The sequence below is a fragment of the Demequina sp. NBRC 110052 genome, from assembly GCF_002090075.1.
Classification (GTDB): domain Bacteria; phylum Actinomycetota; class Actinomycetes; order Actinomycetales; family Demequinaceae; genus Demequina.
In genome coordinates this window covers 269,589-285,791 of record NZ_BBRI01000002.1, presented here as the reverse complement: position 1 = coordinate 285,791, position 16,203 = coordinate 269,589, and the positions used below count along the sequence as shown (strand labels likewise).

Annotated in this window: 13 protein-coding genes; 10 read left to right on the top strand and 3 right to left on the bottom strand. The window is 69.8% G+C overall.

Annotated elements, in window-relative coordinates; genetic code table 11:
- The 6 genes from ruvC to B7K21_RS01320 all read left to right on the top strand — a co-directional run bounded on the left by ruvC (position 1) and on the right by B7K21_RS01320 (position 7,613).
- The gene (ruvC, locus tag B7K21_RS01345) at positions 1-555 is read left to right on the top strand and encodes a crossover junction endodeoxyribonuclease RuvC (protein WP_084073139.1); all 555 of its coding nucleotides are present in this window, start codon (positions 1-3) and stop codon (positions 553-555) included.
- A 54-nt stretch (positions 556-609) separates the two neighbouring features.
- Positions 610-1,200, top strand: a complete 591-nt coding sequence (gene ruvA, locus B7K21_RS01340) for a Holliday junction branch migration protein RuvA (RefSeq protein WP_084073138.1) — start codon at positions 610-612, stop codon at positions 1,198-1,200.
- Positions 1,193-2,245, top strand: coding sequence for a Holliday junction branch migration DNA helicase RuvB (gene ruvB, locus B7K21_RS01335; protein ID WP_084073137.1), 1,053 nt, complete (start codon positions 1,193-1,195; stop codon positions 2,243-2,245). The genes ruvA and ruvB overlap by 8 nt, the downstream gene beginning before the upstream one ends.
- A 135-nt stretch (positions 2,246-2,380) precedes the next feature.
- Positions 2,381-4,162, top strand: coding sequence for a protein translocase subunit SecD (gene secD, locus B7K21_RS01330; protein WP_084073136.1), 1,782 nt, complete (start codon positions 2,381-2,383; stop codon positions 4,160-4,162).
- Entirely contained in the window at positions 4,162-5,235 is a 1,074-nt protein-coding gene (gene secF / locus B7K21_RS01325) for a protein translocase subunit SecF (RefSeq protein WP_084073135.1), read from the top strand. The genes secD and secF overlap by 1 nt, the downstream gene beginning before the upstream one ends.
- 125 nt (positions 5,236-5,360) lie before the next feature.
- Positions 5,361-7,613 (top strand): bifunctional (p)ppGpp synthetase/guanosine-3',5'-bis(diphosphate) 3'-pyrophosphohydrolase, encoded by a 2,253-nt coding sequence (locus B7K21_RS01320; protein WP_373994274.1) that lies wholly within the window; start codon positions 5,361-5,363, stop codon positions 7,611-7,613.
- Here the strand turns inward: B7K21_RS01320 and B7K21_RS01315 are convergent.
- The 3 genes from B7K21_RS01315 to B7K21_RS01305 form a co-directional block, all read right to left on the bottom strand.
- Positions 7,610-8,173 carry a hypothetical protein gene (locus B7K21_RS01315; protein ID WP_144016009.1) on the bottom strand — a complete coding sequence of 188 codons (564 nt, stop codon included), beginning with the start codon at positions 8,171-8,173 and terminating at the stop codon, positions 7,610-7,612. The two genes, B7K21_RS01320 and B7K21_RS01315, sit on opposite strands and share 4 nt — an antisense overlap.
- A 90-nt stretch (positions 8,174-8,263) precedes the next feature.
- Complete coding sequence (locus B7K21_RS01310; protein ID WP_084073132.1) at positions 8,264-9,850, bottom strand: DUF349 domain-containing protein; 1,587 nt, start codon at positions 9,848-9,850, stop codon at positions 8,264-8,266.
- Entirely contained in the window at positions 9,847-10,680 is an 834-nt protein-coding gene (locus tag B7K21_RS01305; protein WP_084074754.1) for a peptidylprolyl isomerase, read from the bottom strand. Before B7K21_RS01305 ends, B7K21_RS01310 begins: the two co-directional genes overlap by 4 nt.
- Before the next feature lie 62 nt (positions 10,681-10,742).
- Here B7K21_RS01305 and hisS point away from each other — a divergent pair, with 62 nt between their 5' ends.
- The 4 genes from hisS to rpsD all read left to right on the top strand — a co-directional run bounded on the left by hisS (position 10,743) and on the right by rpsD (position 16,141).
- Positions 10,743-12,092 (top strand): histidine--tRNA ligase, encoded by a 1,350-nt coding sequence (hisS, locus tag B7K21_RS01300; protein ID WP_084073131.1) that lies wholly within the window; start codon positions 10,743-10,745, stop codon positions 12,090-12,092.
- Between the two features lie 104 nt (positions 12,093-12,196).
- Positions 12,197-13,969 carry an aspartate--tRNA ligase gene (aspS, locus tag B7K21_RS01295; protein WP_084073130.1) on the top strand — a complete coding sequence of 591 codons (1,773 nt, stop codon included), beginning with the start codon at positions 12,197-12,199 and terminating at the stop codon, positions 13,967-13,969.
- 91 nt (positions 13,970-14,060) lie between these two features.
- Positions 14,061-15,389, top strand: a complete 1,329-nt coding sequence (locus B7K21_RS01290; RefSeq protein WP_084073129.1) for a replication-associated recombination protein A — start codon at positions 14,061-14,063, stop codon at positions 15,387-15,389.
- A gap of 125 nt (positions 15,390-15,514) precedes the next feature.
- Entirely contained in the window at positions 15,515-16,141 is a 627-nt protein-coding gene (gene rpsD, locus B7K21_RS01285) for a 30S ribosomal protein S4 (protein WP_084073128.1), read from the top strand.
- Positions 16,142-16,203 lie beyond the last annotated feature (62 nt).

Genomic DNA, 16,203 nt, shown 5'->3' with positions numbered 1-16,203 from the left:
GTGCGCGTCCTCGGCGTCGACCCCGGTCTCACTCGCTGCGGCCTGGGCGTCGTCGATGCCTCGGCCGCGCGACAGATCGCGCTCGTGGACGTCGGGGTGGCGCGTTCTGACCCCGACGACGACCTACCCGCGCGTCTGACGATCATCGCGGACGCGGTCGAGCGGATGCTGGACGCGCACGCTCCCGACGCGGTCGCGCTCGAGCGCGTGTTCGCGCAGCACAACGTCAGCACCGTCATGGGCACCGCGCAGATCTCCGGCGTCGTCATGGTCGCCGCGCACCGCCGCGGGCTGCCGGTCGCGCTGTACACGCCCTCGGAGGTCAAGGCCGCCGTCACCGGATCGGGGACGGCGGGCAAGCTCCAGGTGGGAACCATGGTCACGCGGCTGCTCGGGCTCGACGAGATGCCCCGCCCGGCCGACGCCGCGGACGCCCTCGCGATCGCCATCGCGCACGCGTGGCGCGGAGGCGCAGCACCGGTCGCCTCCCGCGCGACGACCGATGCGCAGCGGAGGTGGGCCGAGGCGGAGCGCGCGGCGCGTCGGCGCGGCTAGAGGGGGCGCGATCCCGTAGCCTCGTTCGTACATACGTTCGAAGGGGAGTTCTGCGTGATCGCACAGTTGACCGGGACCGTCGCGCACGTGGGTGCGTCAGCGGTCGTGCTCGACGTCGCAGGCGTCGGCTATCGCGCCCTGTCCACGCCCGCAGCGCTCGCCGAGCTCCGGCACGGCCAGCAGGTGACGCTTCACACGCATCTCGTGGTGCGCGAGGAGTCGCTCACCCTGTTCGCGTTCGCCGTCGCCTCGGAGCGTGACACGTTCGAGGCGCTGCAGGCGGTGCAGGGGGTCGGGCCCAAGATGGCGCTCGCCATGCTCGCCGTGCACTCGCCGGAGTCGCTGGTCGCCGCGGTGCAGGCGGGGGATCAGAAGGCCCTGACCAAGGTTCCCGGCATCGGGCCCAAGGTGGCCGCGCGTCTGCTCCTGGAGCTCGGTGGGCGGCTGGTGCTGCCCGAGGACGGCACTCCCGCCGCGTCGACGGACGAGAGCGTCCAGGTGGTCGAGGCGCTGGTGGGGCTGGGCTACAACCTGAAGTCCGCAGAGAAGGCCGTGGAGAGCGTGTCCCAGGGTCCGGTGGCGGAGTCGGCTGTGCCCGAGACGCTGAGGGCCGCGCTGAAGGCCCTGGGAGGCTCGCGTGGCTGACGAGATCGACGACCTCGAGCGCGTCGTGTCGGCCGAGGCGGACGCGATCGAGCGCTCTTCCGAGGCTGCTCTGCGACCGCGCAACCTCGATGAGTTCGTGGGGCAGCGCGTGGTGCGCGAGCAGCTGTCGTTGGTGCTGCGGGCTGCGATGGCACGCGGCGGGACCTCGGACCACGTGCTCCTCTCAGGTCCGCCCGGCCTGGGCAAGACGACGCTCGCGATGATCATCGCCGCCGAGACAGGCTCGACGCTGCGCGTGACCTCAGGCCCCGCGATCGCGCACGCCGGAGACCTCGCCGCGATCCTGAGCTCCCTCGACGAGGGCGACGTGCTCTTCATCGACGAGATCCACCGCCTCGCGCGCCCGGCCGAGGAGATGCTGTACCTGGCCATGGAGGACTTCCGGGTGGACGTCGTGGTGGGCAAGGGCCCTGGCGCGACGTCGATCCCGCTCACGCTGCCGTCGTTCACCGTTGTGGGTGCGACCACGCGCGCCGGCCTGCTGCCAGCGCCGCTGCGCGACCGCTTCGGGTTCACGGGCCACCTCGACTTCTACGAGCCGGACGAGCTCAAGGCGATCCTCGTGCGCTCGGCGGGCATGCTCGATCTCTCCGTCTCGCACGATGCCGCCGCGGAGATCGCGTCGCGCTCGCGCGGCACCCCTCGCATCGCGAATCGCCTCCTGCGTCGCGTGCGCGACTGGGCGGAGGTGCACGGCGACGGGCGTGCGACGCTCACCGCGGCGAGGGCCGCGCTCGAGGTGTACGAGGTCGATGCGCGCGGCCTGGACAGGCTCGACCGTGCCGTGCTCGGTGCGCTGTGCACGCGCTTCGGCGGCGGACCCGTGGGACTCACGACGCTCGCGGTCGCGGTGGGCGAGGAGCCCGAGACGGTCGAGACAGTCGCCGAGCCGTTCCTCGTGCGCGAGGGACTGATGGGACGTAGCCCGCGCGGCCGCATCGCGACCCCCGCAGGCTGGGAGCATTTGGGCCTCAAGGGGCCCGAGCACAGCGACGGGGGAGCGACCACGCGGCTCTTCGAATGACGCACCGCGCACGCGAGCGCGCCACGTTGCGACGCTGAGCCCGACGCGCGGGGGCGCCGCGATTTTGGCCATCCGCGCGCACGTGGGTCTAGAATCTCGTGGGCCCTCCTGGGCGAATCAACTCGAAGGATCTCCGTGTCAACTGCAGCGAAGGCAGCGCGTCGCGCGCTGATGTGGCTGGGCATCATCTTGGTCGTGGGCTATGGCGCCCTGGCGGCCGGAGTGCTCACCAACCAGACGACCCTTGCCCCGGGCCTCGCCCTCGACCTTGCCGGAGGACGCCAGCTCACGCTGCAGGCGACTACCACCGACGGCTCCGAGGTGACCGAGTCGGATCTGGCGCAGGCGGTCGAGATCATCCGTAAGCGCGTGGACGCGTCGGGTGTGTCCGAGGCCGAGATCTCGACCCAGGGCTCGAACGTGATCGTCGTGTCGCTGCCGGGCAATCCTTCGGACGAGACCATCGACCTCGTGCGGCAGAGCGCGCAGCTGCAGTTCCGCCCGGTCCTCGAGATCGACTCGCCGTACCCGGTGACGGCGACCGACCCGTCCGCGACTCCGTCCGCCTCGGCCTCGACGGAGCCGACGGCGCAGGAGACGACTGACGAGGCGGCGGCCGCAGACGAGGCGACCGAGGCTTCCCCGACGCCCGAGCCCACCGCGACGGCCTCGGCCTCTGGAGATGAGCCTGCCTCGGACGAGGCCGCCGGGGACTCCACCGATGACACGACGGACTCGACGGACGAGGTGTCGCCGTCCTCGCTCACGTGGATCACCGACGACCTGCGTGCCTACGGGGATGCGCTCGACTGCACCGATCCCGCGAACCTCGGTGGCGTCGACCTCGGGGACCCCGAGGCGGGCCACGTCGCGTGCTCGGCCGACGGACTGGCGAAGATCTACATGGGCCCCGTCGAGCTCACCGGCTCCGACGTGGAGACAGCGACCTCGGGTCCCGAGCTTGGCCCCACCGGAAACCTCACCGGCGGCTACCAGGTCGTCATGGACTTCACGGACGAGGGCGCCGTGGTCTTCGACGAGATCTCCCAGCGCCTCATCACGCTGCCGAGCCCGCAGAACCAGTTCGCGATCATGCTCGACGGCGTCATCATCTCGTACCCCGTGATGAACCAGCGCATCTCCGGCGGCACCGCGCAGATCACGGGTGACTTCACGTCCGAGGAGGCCGCGACCCTCGCGAACCAGCTGAAGTTCGGTGCGCTGCCCCTGCAGCTCGAAGTCCAGTCCAACGACCTCGTGCCCGCGACTCTGGGCCAGGACCAGCTCGAGAAGGGCCTGTGGGCGGGTCTCGTCGGCCTGATCCTCGTCGTGATCTACTCGATCTTCCAGTACCGCGCGCTGGGTCTCGTGACAGTCGGCTCGCTGTTCCTCGCGGGACTGATGACCTTCCTCGCGATCGACCTGCTGTACTGGGCGATCGGCTACCGCCTCTCGCTTGCGGGAGTGGCGGGACTCATCGTCGCGATCGGTGTGACCGCGGACTCGTTCATCGTGTACTTCGAACGCGTTCGCGACGAGCTGCGCGAGGGACGCTCGCTGCAGTCGTCGATCGACCACGCCTGGAAGCGCGCGCGTCGCACGATCCTCGCGTCCGACGCGATCAACCTGCTCGCCGCGGTGGTGCTGTATCTCCTCGCTGTCGGCTCGGTGCGAGGCTTCGCCTTCACGCTCGGCCTCACGACCGTGATCGATGTCATCATCGTGTTCCTCTTCACCCACCCGACGCTCGTGCTCCTGTCGCGCACGAAGTTCTTCGGCGAGGGCCACCCCTGGTCAGGCCTCGACCCGCGCCAGCTGGGCCGCGACACGATCTACAAGGGTCGCGGGCGCTTCGTCGCCTCGACGGCCCCGACCCTCGCGGAGCGCAAGGCGGCCGCGGCGAAGGGAGAGAGCTGATGCTCGGCAACCTCGGACAGTGGGGCAACAAGCTCCACAGCGGCGAGATCACCTATCCCATAGTGCGCCAGCGCAAGCGTTGGTTCATCGTTTCGGGAGCGCTCATGGCGCTCTCGGTGCTGATCCTGCTGGTCAAGGGCATCAACCCCGGCATCGACTTCGTCGGCGGCACGCAGTTCGTGATCCAGGACCAGACCGACCCGGCGATCGCCCAGGAGATCGGTTCCGAGCACTCGGCCGATGCGGTGGCGATCCCGCTCGGCACTGACCGTGTGCAGCTGTCGATGGGGGAGACCTCGATCGAGGAGGCGCGCGGCATCGTCGACGAGCTCTCCGAGGGCTACGGCGTCGACCCGGGGGACATCGCCTCCACCCAGATCGGCCCCACGTGGGGCGCGGAGGTCGGCAAGAAGGCCATCCAGGGCCTCATCGTGTTCCTCCTGCTCGTGAGCGTCGTGATGACGCTGTACTTCCGCGCGTGGCGCATGGCCGCAGGAGCGCTCGTCGCACTGTTCCACGACCTGCTGTTCACCGTCGGCATCTACGCGCTCTCAGGCTTCGAGGTCACCCCGGGCTCCGTGATCGGCTTCCTGACGATTCTGGGCTACTCGTTGTACGACACGGTCGTGGTCTTCGACAAGGTGCGCGAGAACACCTCGAACCTGTTCAGTCAGCATCGCTTCACCTATGCGGAGCTCGCGAACCTGGCAGTCAACCAGACGCTCGTGCGCTCGATCAACACGTCGGTCGTCGCACTGCTGCCCGTGAGCGCGATCCTCTTCATCGGCTCGTTCCTGTTGGGCGCGGGAACCCTCAAGGACATCTCGCTCGCGCTGTTCATCGGCATGGCAGTCGGCACCTACTCGTCGATCTTCGTGGCGACGCCGGTCGAGGTCGCGCTGCGCAGCAGCGAGCCGCGCATCAAGGAGCACACCGCGCAGGTGCTCGCCGCACGCGAGGCGGGCACCACGGACGTCTCGTACAGCGAGGACGGCGAGGTGCGCGTCGGTGCCCTTCAGCCCGGACACCACCAGGGCACGCAGTCGCAGCCGCGCCGCAAGGGACGCCGCTGAGCTGATCCGCCGTCGCGCAGTCGCACTCCTGTGCCTGCGAGTCGAGTGTGCAGGCACCGCTAGACTGGTGCCTTCGCGGGGCTGCCAGGCGGTCTCCGCGTCGACCGTGGTGACAGGAGGTGCGCGTGACCGAGACGAGGCCCTCCACCGCGTCGCTCGGACCGTTGGGGTTCCTGCGTCGCGGACAGCGTGAGCCCACCGCGATCGACGGCGTGCTCGACACGTTCCGTGCCCACTACCCGCGTGAGCGCAGCGCGGTCATCGAGCGCGCGTACACGGTCGCCGCAGAGGCGCACGAGGGTCAGCGCCGCAAGAGCGGCGAGCCGTACATCACCCACCCGATCGCGGTCGCCCAGATCGTCGCCGATCTCGGCCTGCCGGCGAGCGTGATCGCAGCCGCGCTCCTTCACGACGTCGTCGAGGACACCGAGTATCCGCTGGAGCAGATGACCGCGGAGTTCGGCGACGAGATCTCGATGATCGTCGACGGCGTCACCAAGCTCGACAAGGTGAAGTACGGCGACGCCGCGCAGGCCGAGACAGTGCGCAAGATGGTCGTGGCCATGGCCAAGGACATCCGGGTGCTGCTTCTCAAACTGTGCGATCGCCTGCACAACGCGCGCACGTGGGAGTTCGTCTCGCCCGAGTCGGCGCGCAAGAAGGCGCAGGAGACGCTCGAGATCTATGCGCCGCTGGCGCATCGCATGGGGCTCAACGCGATCAAGTGGGAGCTCGAGGACCTGTCCTTCCGGACGCTGTACCCGAAGATCTACCAGGAGATCGTGGACGTCGTCACGGAGCGCGCGCCCGAGCGCGACAAGTACCTGGCGCAGGTGCGCGAGGAGATCGCGGCGGACCTGCGCGAGATGCGCGTGAAGGCGGAGATCTCGGGGCGACCCAAGCACTACTACTCCGTCTACCAGAAGATGATCGTGCGCGGGCGCGACCTCAACGACATCTACGACCTCGTAGGTGTGCGCATCCTGGTGGACACGGTGCGCGACTGCTACGCCGTGCTGGGCGCCATGCACGCCCGCTATCAGCCGGTGCCGGGCCGCTTCAAGGACTACATCGCGACGCCCAAGTTCAACCTGTACCAGTCGCTGCACACGACGGTGATCGGCCCTTCGGGCAAGCCGGTGGAGCTGCAGATCCGCACCCACGACATGCACCGGCGTGCTGAGTATGGCCTCGCTGCTCATTGGCGTTACAAGGAGAACGGGCGCACCGGCGAGCAGGCGACGAGTGCGCCCGGGGACATGGGGTGGCTGCGCCAGATCGCCGACTGGCAGCAGGAGACGGCCGACCCGAGCGAGTTCCTCGACTCGCTGCGAGGGGAGATCTCGCGCGCCGAGGTGTACGTCTTCACGCCGCGCGGGCGCCTGCTGTCGCTGCCGCAGGGCGCGACGCCCGTCGACTTCGCCTACGCCGTGCACACCGAGGTGGGACACAAGACGATCGGCGCGAAGGTCAACGGGCGGCTGGTGCCGCTCGATTCGACCTTGGACAACGGCGACACGGTCGAGGTGCTGACCACCTCAGACGAGAACGCTCATCCGCGGCGCGACTGGCTCGACTTCGTGCAGTCGACGCGTGCGCGCAACAAGATCAGGCAGTGGTTCACGCGCGAGCGGCGCGAGGAGTCCATCGAGGCAGGTCGCGACATGCTCGCGCGTGCCATCAGGCGCCAGCACCTGCCCATGCAGCGCCTCATGTCCCGGTCGACGCTCCTCGCACTCGCCAAGGAGATGCACTACGACGATGTGGACGCTCTCTACGCCGCCATCGGCGAGCACAAGGAGCAGCCGGCCGACGTCGTGGCCCGCATGGTCGAGGCCGTCGGTGGCCAGGAGGGCGCCGACGAGGACATCACCGAGATCACCCGACCAGGCACGGCGCGCACCGCGAGGCGGGGAGACCCCGGCGTCTCGGTGCACGGGCTGTCGGATGTGGTCGTCAAGCTGTCGAAGTGCTGTACCCCCGTGCCCGGCGACGCGATCCAGGGCTTCGTCACGCGCGGCCAGGGAGTAAGCGTCCATCGTGCCGACTGCGACAATCTCGCCTCCCTGAGGGAGCAGCAGCCCGAACGCCTCATCGACGTCCAGTGGACCGGGCAGCACGAGGCGACTTACATGGTCCAGATCGAGGTCGAGGCGCTCGACCGCAACAGGCTGCTGAGCGATGTGGTGCAGGTGCTGTCCGACCACCACGTCAACATCTTGGGAGCGCACGTCTCGACCAACAAGGATCGCGTCGCGCTGAACACCTTCACGTTCGAGATGGCGGACCCCTCGCACCTCGGCGCCGTGCTGGGTGCGGTGCGCCGCATCGAGGGCGTGTACGACGCGCGCCGCGTGACGGGCACCCGCAAGATCTAGGCGGCCTCGGTCAAGCCGGGTGATTCGCGGGCGATGGCACGCAGCGCCGTCAGCACCGCGTCGGCGTCTCCTCTTCGCGTCGGCGGCACTGCGGCGACCATGGCGGCGACGCCGTCGAGGCCAGCAGGGTTGCAGCGCAGGAACGCCTGGACGGGTGAGAACGCGTGCGCTGCTGCGCTGAAGCGCAGCGCGTCGGCACAGCATCGCAGTGGGTCAGTGACGGCCACGCCGGGCGCGACGGGCGTCGCCGGAGCGCAGGCGACGTGCGTGCGCACGCGGAGGGACGCCCCGGCGCGCACGTCTGGACGGTGCATCTCCCGCGGGCCGATGACGTCGATGGTGGTGGTGGGTTGCGATCCCGTGTGTATCCACAGCCCCGCGAGTCCGGTCACGACGCCGCGTCGCGGCACCAGGTGCGCGACCGCGAGCGCGCGGATCCCAGGCGTGAGCGGCAGGTCGATCGGGGCGGCGACGCCTGGCAGCAGCTGGCGGAGGTGGCCCTCACGCAGCGCGCGCTCGTAACCGTGTCTCCCGAGCGTGGGGGCGGTGGCGAGAAGCATGGCCCCGAGCATGCCAGTGGGCCCGGCTCGGAGGAATCCGAACCGGGCCCATTGGGGATGACTTCGCGCGCCGCCGGCGCGGCCTGCGGTCTAGAGAGCCTCGATCTGTGCGAGCCAGGCGCGGCGGGCGGCAAGTGCCTCCTCGGCCGCCTTGATGGCGCGCGCATCCTTGGCTGCCTTGGCCTTCTCGAGGTCGGACTCGAGCTCCGCGATGGCGGAGTACAGCTGTGCCGCGGCGCCGGAGGCGCGCTTCTCGAGCTCGGGGTTGGACGAGTTCCAGGCGGCGTCCTCCGCCTCGCGCACGGCGCGTTCCACGGCGCCGAGTCGCTTGGCCAGTCGGGCGGCGTCCGCACGCGGCAGGCGACCTGCGGCCTCGTAGCGATCCTGCAGCGCACGCAGCGTCTGCTTCACGGTCGCCAGATCGGTGATGGGCAGGAGTGCCTCGGCCTCGACGACCACGGCCTCCTTGGCCTCGACGTTGCCCGCGAGCGCCGCGTCCTCCGCGTCGCTCGCCTGTCGGCGGCTGTCGAAGAAGGCGTCCTGTGCTGCCTGGAAGCGGCGCCACAGGGCGTCATCGACGCTGCGGCGCCCGCGACCGGACTGGCGCCACTCGTTCATGAGGTCACGGAATGCGCGCGCGGTCGAGTCCCAGTCCGTCGACGTCTGGAGGGCCTCGGCGCGGGCGACGAGCGCCTCCTTGCGGTCGGCCACTTCGGCATTGTCCTTGTCGAGCTGAGCGAAGTGGTGCTTGCGAGCCTTCTCGAAGGCCGATCGTGCGTGCGTGAAGCGCTTCCACAGGGCACGTTCGGTGTCCTTGGAGATGCGCGCACCGGCGCGCTGCGCTTCCTTCCACTCGTCGAGCAGCGCGCGCAGTTCGGCGGTGTCGTTCTTCCAGTGGACCTGTGACTCGGGCTTCGCGGCGATCGCCTCGGCACGGGCGACGATGTCCTCGCGGGCGGCGAGCGCGGCTTCGCGCGCGGCGCGCCGCTCCTCCTGAATGCGAGTGCGGGCGGCAGCGGCCTCGTCGGAGACTGCGGCGAAGCGCTCGCGCAGCGCAGCGACGTCGCCGACGACCTCGGGGCGGCCGAGCGCCTCGGTGAGCGTCGACATCGAGTCGTCGATGTCCTTGACCGACAGCTCGGCGGAGCTCAGTCGAGCGTGGAAGCGCTCGACCGACGCCTTCAGCTCGTAGAAGGCCTTCGAGTACGGGGCGAGCGGGTCCTCTGCGGAGGCGGGCCCCACCGCGACCTTGTCCTTGCCGATCACGACGTACACGGTGCCGTCCTCGACCTCGCCGAACGCCTCGGCTGCGGCGAGCTGCTCGGGCGTGACCTCGTCCACGACCGGCACCTTGACGGGATGCGTGGCGTGCGCCGCGATCGCCGCGGGGGAGGGGCCCGAGCCAGGCTTGGGAGCGCGGGGCTTGGGGGAACCTGGCTTCGGCGCACGAGGCTTCGGGCCCTTTGCCTTCGTGGGCGCCTCGGCGGCGTCCTTCGAGTCACCGCCGTCCGTGCTCGGAGCGGCCTCGTCCGGCGCGGAGTCGGCCGACGCGTCGGCGGCTGGTGTGGTCGCGGCCTCGGGCTCGACGGGGGAGTCGACGGTGGCGTCGTCGACCGCGCCCTCCTCGGTGGGGACGGCGTCGGCAGTGGTGTCGGCGGGGCGCTCGGCGGTGGTCATGAAACGGATACCTCGTTCACGATGACGGACAGTGCCGGACGACCATCGGCATCCCCGGTGATCGTGCCGGCGTGGGCAACGGAGTCCACAATACCCAGCCCGGACACCACGTGGCCGAACACCGTATAGCCGCCGGCGTCGTCGGCGGGAATGGCGGAGTCCTCGTAGACGACGAAGAACTGGCTCCCCATCGAGTTCGCGGCGGCGTCCGCGCCCGCGGCGAGGGCGCTCTGGCGTGCCATCGCGAGCGTGCCCGCTGGGTAGATGCCATCCGCGGGTGCGTTCTCGATCGGCCCGAACGTGTACGCCGGGCCGCCAGCGCCGGTGCCGAGCGGGTCGCCGCACTGGAGCACATAGATTCCCGAGGTGGTCAGCCGGTGGCACTCGGTGCGATCGAAGTAGCCGTCCTCGGCGAGCGCGAGGAACGACGCGACGGCCTGCGGCGCTGCCTCGCCGTCGAGTTCGACGACGATGTCGCCGTGATTGGTCGCGAGCGTCGCGGTCCAGGTCTGTGCCTCCGCAAGCGAGCTGGGCGGTGGCGTGCTGGATGCAGCCCACCCGTCTGAGACCTCGAACTCGGGTTCGGCTTCAGCGGCATCGGTGGGTGTCGGCACGCCCGATGCAGTGGGGGCGTCGTCCGTCCCCGCCTCGTCGCGCCCTGTAGCCAGCGCGAGCACGACTGCCACCAACGCGCCGATCAGGAGGACCGCCGCGACGATCGCGACCAGCTGCCAGCGCCGTCTCACGCGCCGTTCGCGCTCCGCCTCGGCACGCTCGTGCTCGATGCGCTCCCGGCGTGCGCGCTCTGTGGCGCGGTGTCGACTGCTCACAGCGTTCTCCCTGTTCTCGGCGCCGTCAGTGTAGGCGCGCGTCGGATGGAACAATGTGCTGCATGGCACGCGTGAGACCCCTGTCAGGATTCCCCGAGTGGACCCCCGCCGAGCGGGTGGTCGAGTCCCACGTCCTCGGAACGCTCCGCGAGGTGTTCGCGCTCCATGGCTTCGGCGAGATCGAGACGCGCGCGGTGGAGCCCGTGGAACGACTGGCGGGCGACTCGGAGGCCTCGAAGGAGATCTATGTGCTCCAGCGTCTGCACGCCGAGGGCGACGCCGAGGCGAAGCTCGGTCTGCACTTCGATCTGACGGTGCCTTTCGCGCGCTACGTCGAGGAGCACCAGGGCGCGCTGCAGTTCCCGTTCCGTCGCTGGCAGATTCAGAAGGTGTGGCGCGGCGAGCGGCCTCAGGAGGGGCGCTTCCGCGAGTTCTATCAGGCCGACATCGATGTCGTGGCTCGCGAGACGCTGCCCGAGCACCTCGAGGCCGAGGTCGCGATCGTCATGGCGCGCGCGCTCGGATCGCTGCCGATCCCGTCCGTGACGATGCGTGTGAACAATCGTGCGCTCGTCGAGGGGTTCTACCGCGGTGTGGGCATCGAGGACGTCGCGGGCGCGCTCCGCAGCGTGGACAAGCTCGACAAGATCGGTCCCGATGGCGTGCGCGCCGAGCTCGCGGCGCAGGGGATCGCGCAGACGGCGGCCGACGCGGCACTCGAGCTCGCGAAGATCTCGTCGACCGACGCGTCGTTCGCCCGGGCCGTCGATGATCTGTGGGAGACCACCGTGAAGGTCCACGACCACGCGGCCGCGCAGGAGCAGCTCGCGCGCGGCATCGCCTCACTCGCGGCGCTCGTGGAGTCCGTCAACGCCGCCGTGCCCGGCACCGCGGTGGCGGATCTGCGGATCGCCCGAGGGCTCGACTACTACACGGGCTCGGTCTACGAGACGTTCATGGACGGCCACGAGGGCTTCGGCTCCATCTGTTCGGGCGGCCGCTATGACTCGCTCGTGGCCGGGGGAGGCTTCCCTGGAGTCGGCATGTCGATCGGCGTGAGCCGACTCGTCGCGCTGCTGCTGTCCGCTGGACTCGTGGCGCCGACGCGCTCGGTGCCCTCGGCGGTGCTCGTCGCCGTCGTCGATGAGGGGTCTCGTGGTCAGTCCGCCGCGATCGCCGATCGTCTGCGCGCGCGCGGCATCGCCTGCGAGGTCGCTCCGAGCGCCGCGAAGTTCGGCAAGCAAATCCAGTACGCGGATCGACGCGGCATCCCGTTCGTGTGGTTCCCCGGTGCCTCCGGCGACGGCGAGGTCAAGGACATCCGTTCGGGCTCGCAGGCTCCCGCGGACGCCGACGCGTGGACCCCGCCCCTCGAGGACCGTGCCCCACGCGTGGTGCCCGTCGCCGACTGACTGGGTCTAGCGTCGGGCCTGCGAGCCGTACGGCGCCCGCCGCTAGACTGGAACCCGCTTCACGCACCACCGAGCGCCCCAGGGGCGCCAACGAAAGGCAGACCTTGCTCCGCACGCATCTCGCAGGAAACCTCCGCGCCTCCGACGCGGGCCAGACCGTCACGCTTGCCGGCTGGGTGGGCCGCCGTCGCGATCACGGCGGCGTGGCGTTCATCGACCTGCGCGACGCGTCGGGCCTCGCTCAGGTCGTCATACGCGAGGAGATCGCGCACGCGTTGCGCACGGAGTACGTCATCCAGGTGGTGGGCGAGGTCCGCGAACGCCCGGCCGGCTCGGCGAATCCGAACATGCCGTCGGGTGAGGTCGAGGTCGTCGTCAGCGACGTGACCGTCCTGAACGAGTCAGCGCCCACGCCGTTCCCGATCGACGAGCACGTCAACGTCGGCGAGGAGGCGCGCCTCAAGCACCGGTACCTCGACCTGCGGCGCCCCCAGCCCCGCGCGAACATCGTGCTGCGCTCGAAGGTCAACCAGGCTGCGCGCCGCGTGCTCGAACGCCACGACTTCCTCGAGATCGAGACTCCGACGCTGACGCGCTCCACGCCCGAGGGCGCCCGAGACTTCCTGGTGCCCGCCCGCCTGTCGCCCGGGTCCTGGTACGCGCTGCCGCAGTCGCCGCAGCTGTTCAAGCAGCTGCTCATGGTCGGCGGCATGGAGCGGTATTACCAGATCGCGCGCTGCTACCGCGATGAGGACTTCCGCGCCGACCGCCAGCCCGAGTTCACGCAGCTCGACATCGAGATGAGCTTCGTTGACCAGGACGATGTGATCGCGCTGGGCGAGGAGCTCGTCAAGGAGTTGTGGGCGCTCATCGGCTATGAGGTCTCGACGCCGATCCCGCGCATCACGTACGCGGACGCCATGGCGCGCTTCGGCTCTGACAAGCCCGACCTGCGCTTCGGCCTCGAGCTCACGGAGCTGACCGAGTACTTCAAGGAGACGCCGTTCCGCGTGTTCCAGGCGGACTACGTGGGCGCGGTCGTCATGCCCGGCGGGGCCTCGCAGCCGCGCAAGGTGCTCGACGCCTGGCAGGAGTGGGCCAAGCAGCGCGGCGCCAAGGGCCTTGCGTATGTGCTCGTCCAGGAGGACGGCACGCTCACGGGCCCGGTCGCCAAGAATCTCTCGGAATCGGAGCTGGCCGGGCTCGCGGGGGCCACCGGCGCGGCGCCAGGCGACTGCATCTTCTTCGCCGCAGGTGGCGTGGATACTTCCCGTGCGCTCCTTGGTGCCGCCCGCAACGAGATCGCCAAGCGCGTCGGCCTGATCGACGAGGACCGCTTCGAGTTCTGCTGGGTCGTCGACGCTCCGCTGTTCAAGCCGGTCGTCGCCGACGACGACGACGTGGCGCTCGGCTCGTCGGCCTGGACCGCCGTCCACCACGCGTTCACGAGCCCCAAGCCTGAGTTCATGGACACGTTCGACACGGACCCGGGCCCGGCCACGGCGTACGCGTACGACATCGTCTGCAACGGCAACGAGATCGGCGGCGGATCGATCCGTATCCACCGCCAGGACGTGCAGCAGCGCGTGTTCAACGTCATGGGCATCGGTGAGGAGGAGGCGCAGGAGAAGTTCGGCTTCCTCCTGGACGCGTTCCAGTACGGCGCGCCGCCGCACGGCGGCATCGCGCTCGGCTGGGACCGCGTCACCGCGCTGCTCGCGAAGGCCGGCTCCATTCGAGACGTCATCGCGTTCCCCAAGTCCGGAGGCGGCTACGACCCGCTCACCGAGGCGCCCGCTCCCATCACCGAGGAGCAGCGCAAGGAGGCAGGCGTGGACTTCGTGCCCGAGCCGGAAGAGGCGGACTCCAAGGCGTAGCTCGCCGCAGTCGAACGAGGGCGGATCCCCACCATCGGATCCGCCCTCGTCGCGTTCCCGGGGTGTCGGTGCGACGGCCTAGGCTTGCCGCATGGATCTGTTCGACGCGGCGCGCACTGACGCCTCGGGAGTGCCCGCGCCCACGTCGAGCTCGCCGCTCGCGGTGCGGATGCGCCCGCGCACCCTCGATGAGGTCGTGGGACAGTCCCATCTGCTCGGCGACGGCTCGCCCCTGCGGCGGCTGATCGGCGAGACCGCGCCCGCTACCTCCGTGATGCTGTGGGGGCCTCCGGGCACGGGCAAGACCACGCTCGCCTACCTCGTCGCCGGAGGCCGGCGCTTCGTCGAGCTCTCGGCGGTGTCGTCCGGCGTCAAGGACGTGCGTGCCGTGATCGACGACTCGAAGCGTCGGATCGCCACAGGGGAGCGCGAGACGGTCGTATTCATCGACGAGATCCACCGCTTCACCCGCAGCCAGCAGGACATCCTGCTGCCAGCGGTCGAGAACCGTTGGATCACGCTGATCGGGGCGACCACCGAGAACCCGTCCTTCTCGGTCGTCGGCCCGCTGCTGTCTCGGTCGCTGTTACTGACCCTCAAGCCCCTGGGCGCCGACGATGTGACGGCGCTGCTGGGACGCGCCGTCGCCGATGCGCGCGGCCTCGGCGGGGACGTGGTCCTCGACGACGACGCGCGCGATCAGCTGGTGCGTGTCGCGGGCGCAGACGCGCGCAAGGCGCTCACGCTCCTCGAGGCGGTCGCGGATGCGGCCGCGGACAATGACGGTGTCATCACTCGGGGCATCGTCGAGGCCACCATGGACGCCGCGTTGGTCGCCTACGACAAGTCCGGCGACCAGCACTACGACGTCATCAGCGCGTTCATCAAGTCGGTGCGCGGATCCGACGTCGACGCCGCGCTCCACTACCTCGCTCGCATGGTGGTGGCGGGGGAGGACCCGCGCTTCATCGCGCGCCGGCTCGTGATCCTCGCGTCGGAGGACATCGGTCTGGCGGATCCTCAGGGCTTGGTGATCGCTCAGGCAGCGGCCGACGCGGTGAGCTTCATCGGCATGCCCGAGGGTCGCATCCCACTTGCGGAGGCGACGGCCTACTTGGCTCTCGCACCCAAGTCGAATCGCGCGTACGACGCCATCAACAGGGCGATCGCAGACGTCAAGGCCGGCAGGGCAGGCGTCGTGCCGGCGCACCTTCGGGACGCGCACTACAGCGGGGCCGAGAAGCTCGGGCACGGCAAGGGCTATCAGTACAGCCACGACGCGCCGCGCGGAGTCGCCGCCCAGGAGTACTTGCCGGAGGAGTTGCGCGGCACGCGCTACTACGCCCCGACGGACCATGGCGTCGAGCGCACGCTGGGGGAGAGGCTCACCGCGATCCGGGAGATGCTCGGACGGGACTGACCAGGCGACCTGCGCCTGGTATGCTTGTTCAGCCCTCGCGGACGGTTGGCTGCTGTCGCCGCGAACATGCACACACTCGTACTTCTCGGTGCGCTCCCGCGCGCATCGAGGCAGTGAAGGAAATCATGACCTCTGTTCAGAAGGCACGCCGCCAGGTGCGGCTGTCCCGCGCTCTCGGCATCGCCCTGACGCCCAAGGCTGTCAAGCACTTCGAGAAGCGCCCCTACCCGCCCGGCGAGCACGGTCGTACCGCCCGCCGCAAGGAGAGCGACTACGCCGTCCGTCTGCGCGAGAAGCAGCGTCTTCGCGCGCAGTACGGTCTGCGCGAGAAGCAGATGACCTCGACCTACGCCGAGGCCAAGAAGGAGCAGGGCCTGACCGGTGAGGCGTTCGTCGAGCTTCTCGAGATGCGTCTCGACGCGCTCGTGCTGCGCGCCGGCTTCGCCCGCACGATCCTGCAGGCCCGCCAGTCGGTGCTGCACCGCCACATCCTCGTGGACGGCAAGATCGTCGACCGCCCCTCGTTCCGCGTGAAGCCGGGTCAGACCATCCAGGTCAAGCCCAAGGCCGTCACCATGGAGCCTTACATGGCCGCTGCAGCGGGCGCGCACCGCGACGTCCTGCCCCAGGTGCCGGAGTACCTCAACGTCACGCTGGAGAAGCTCACGGCTCAGCTCGTGCGTCGCCCCAAGCGTGCCGAGGTCCCCGTGACCTGCGACGTGCAGCTGGTCGTCGAGTACTACGCTCGATAATCCGCTGAACCGTTAGGCTCTTCCAGAGCCGACACACGCAGACGCCGCGGCGCGCTGCTCCC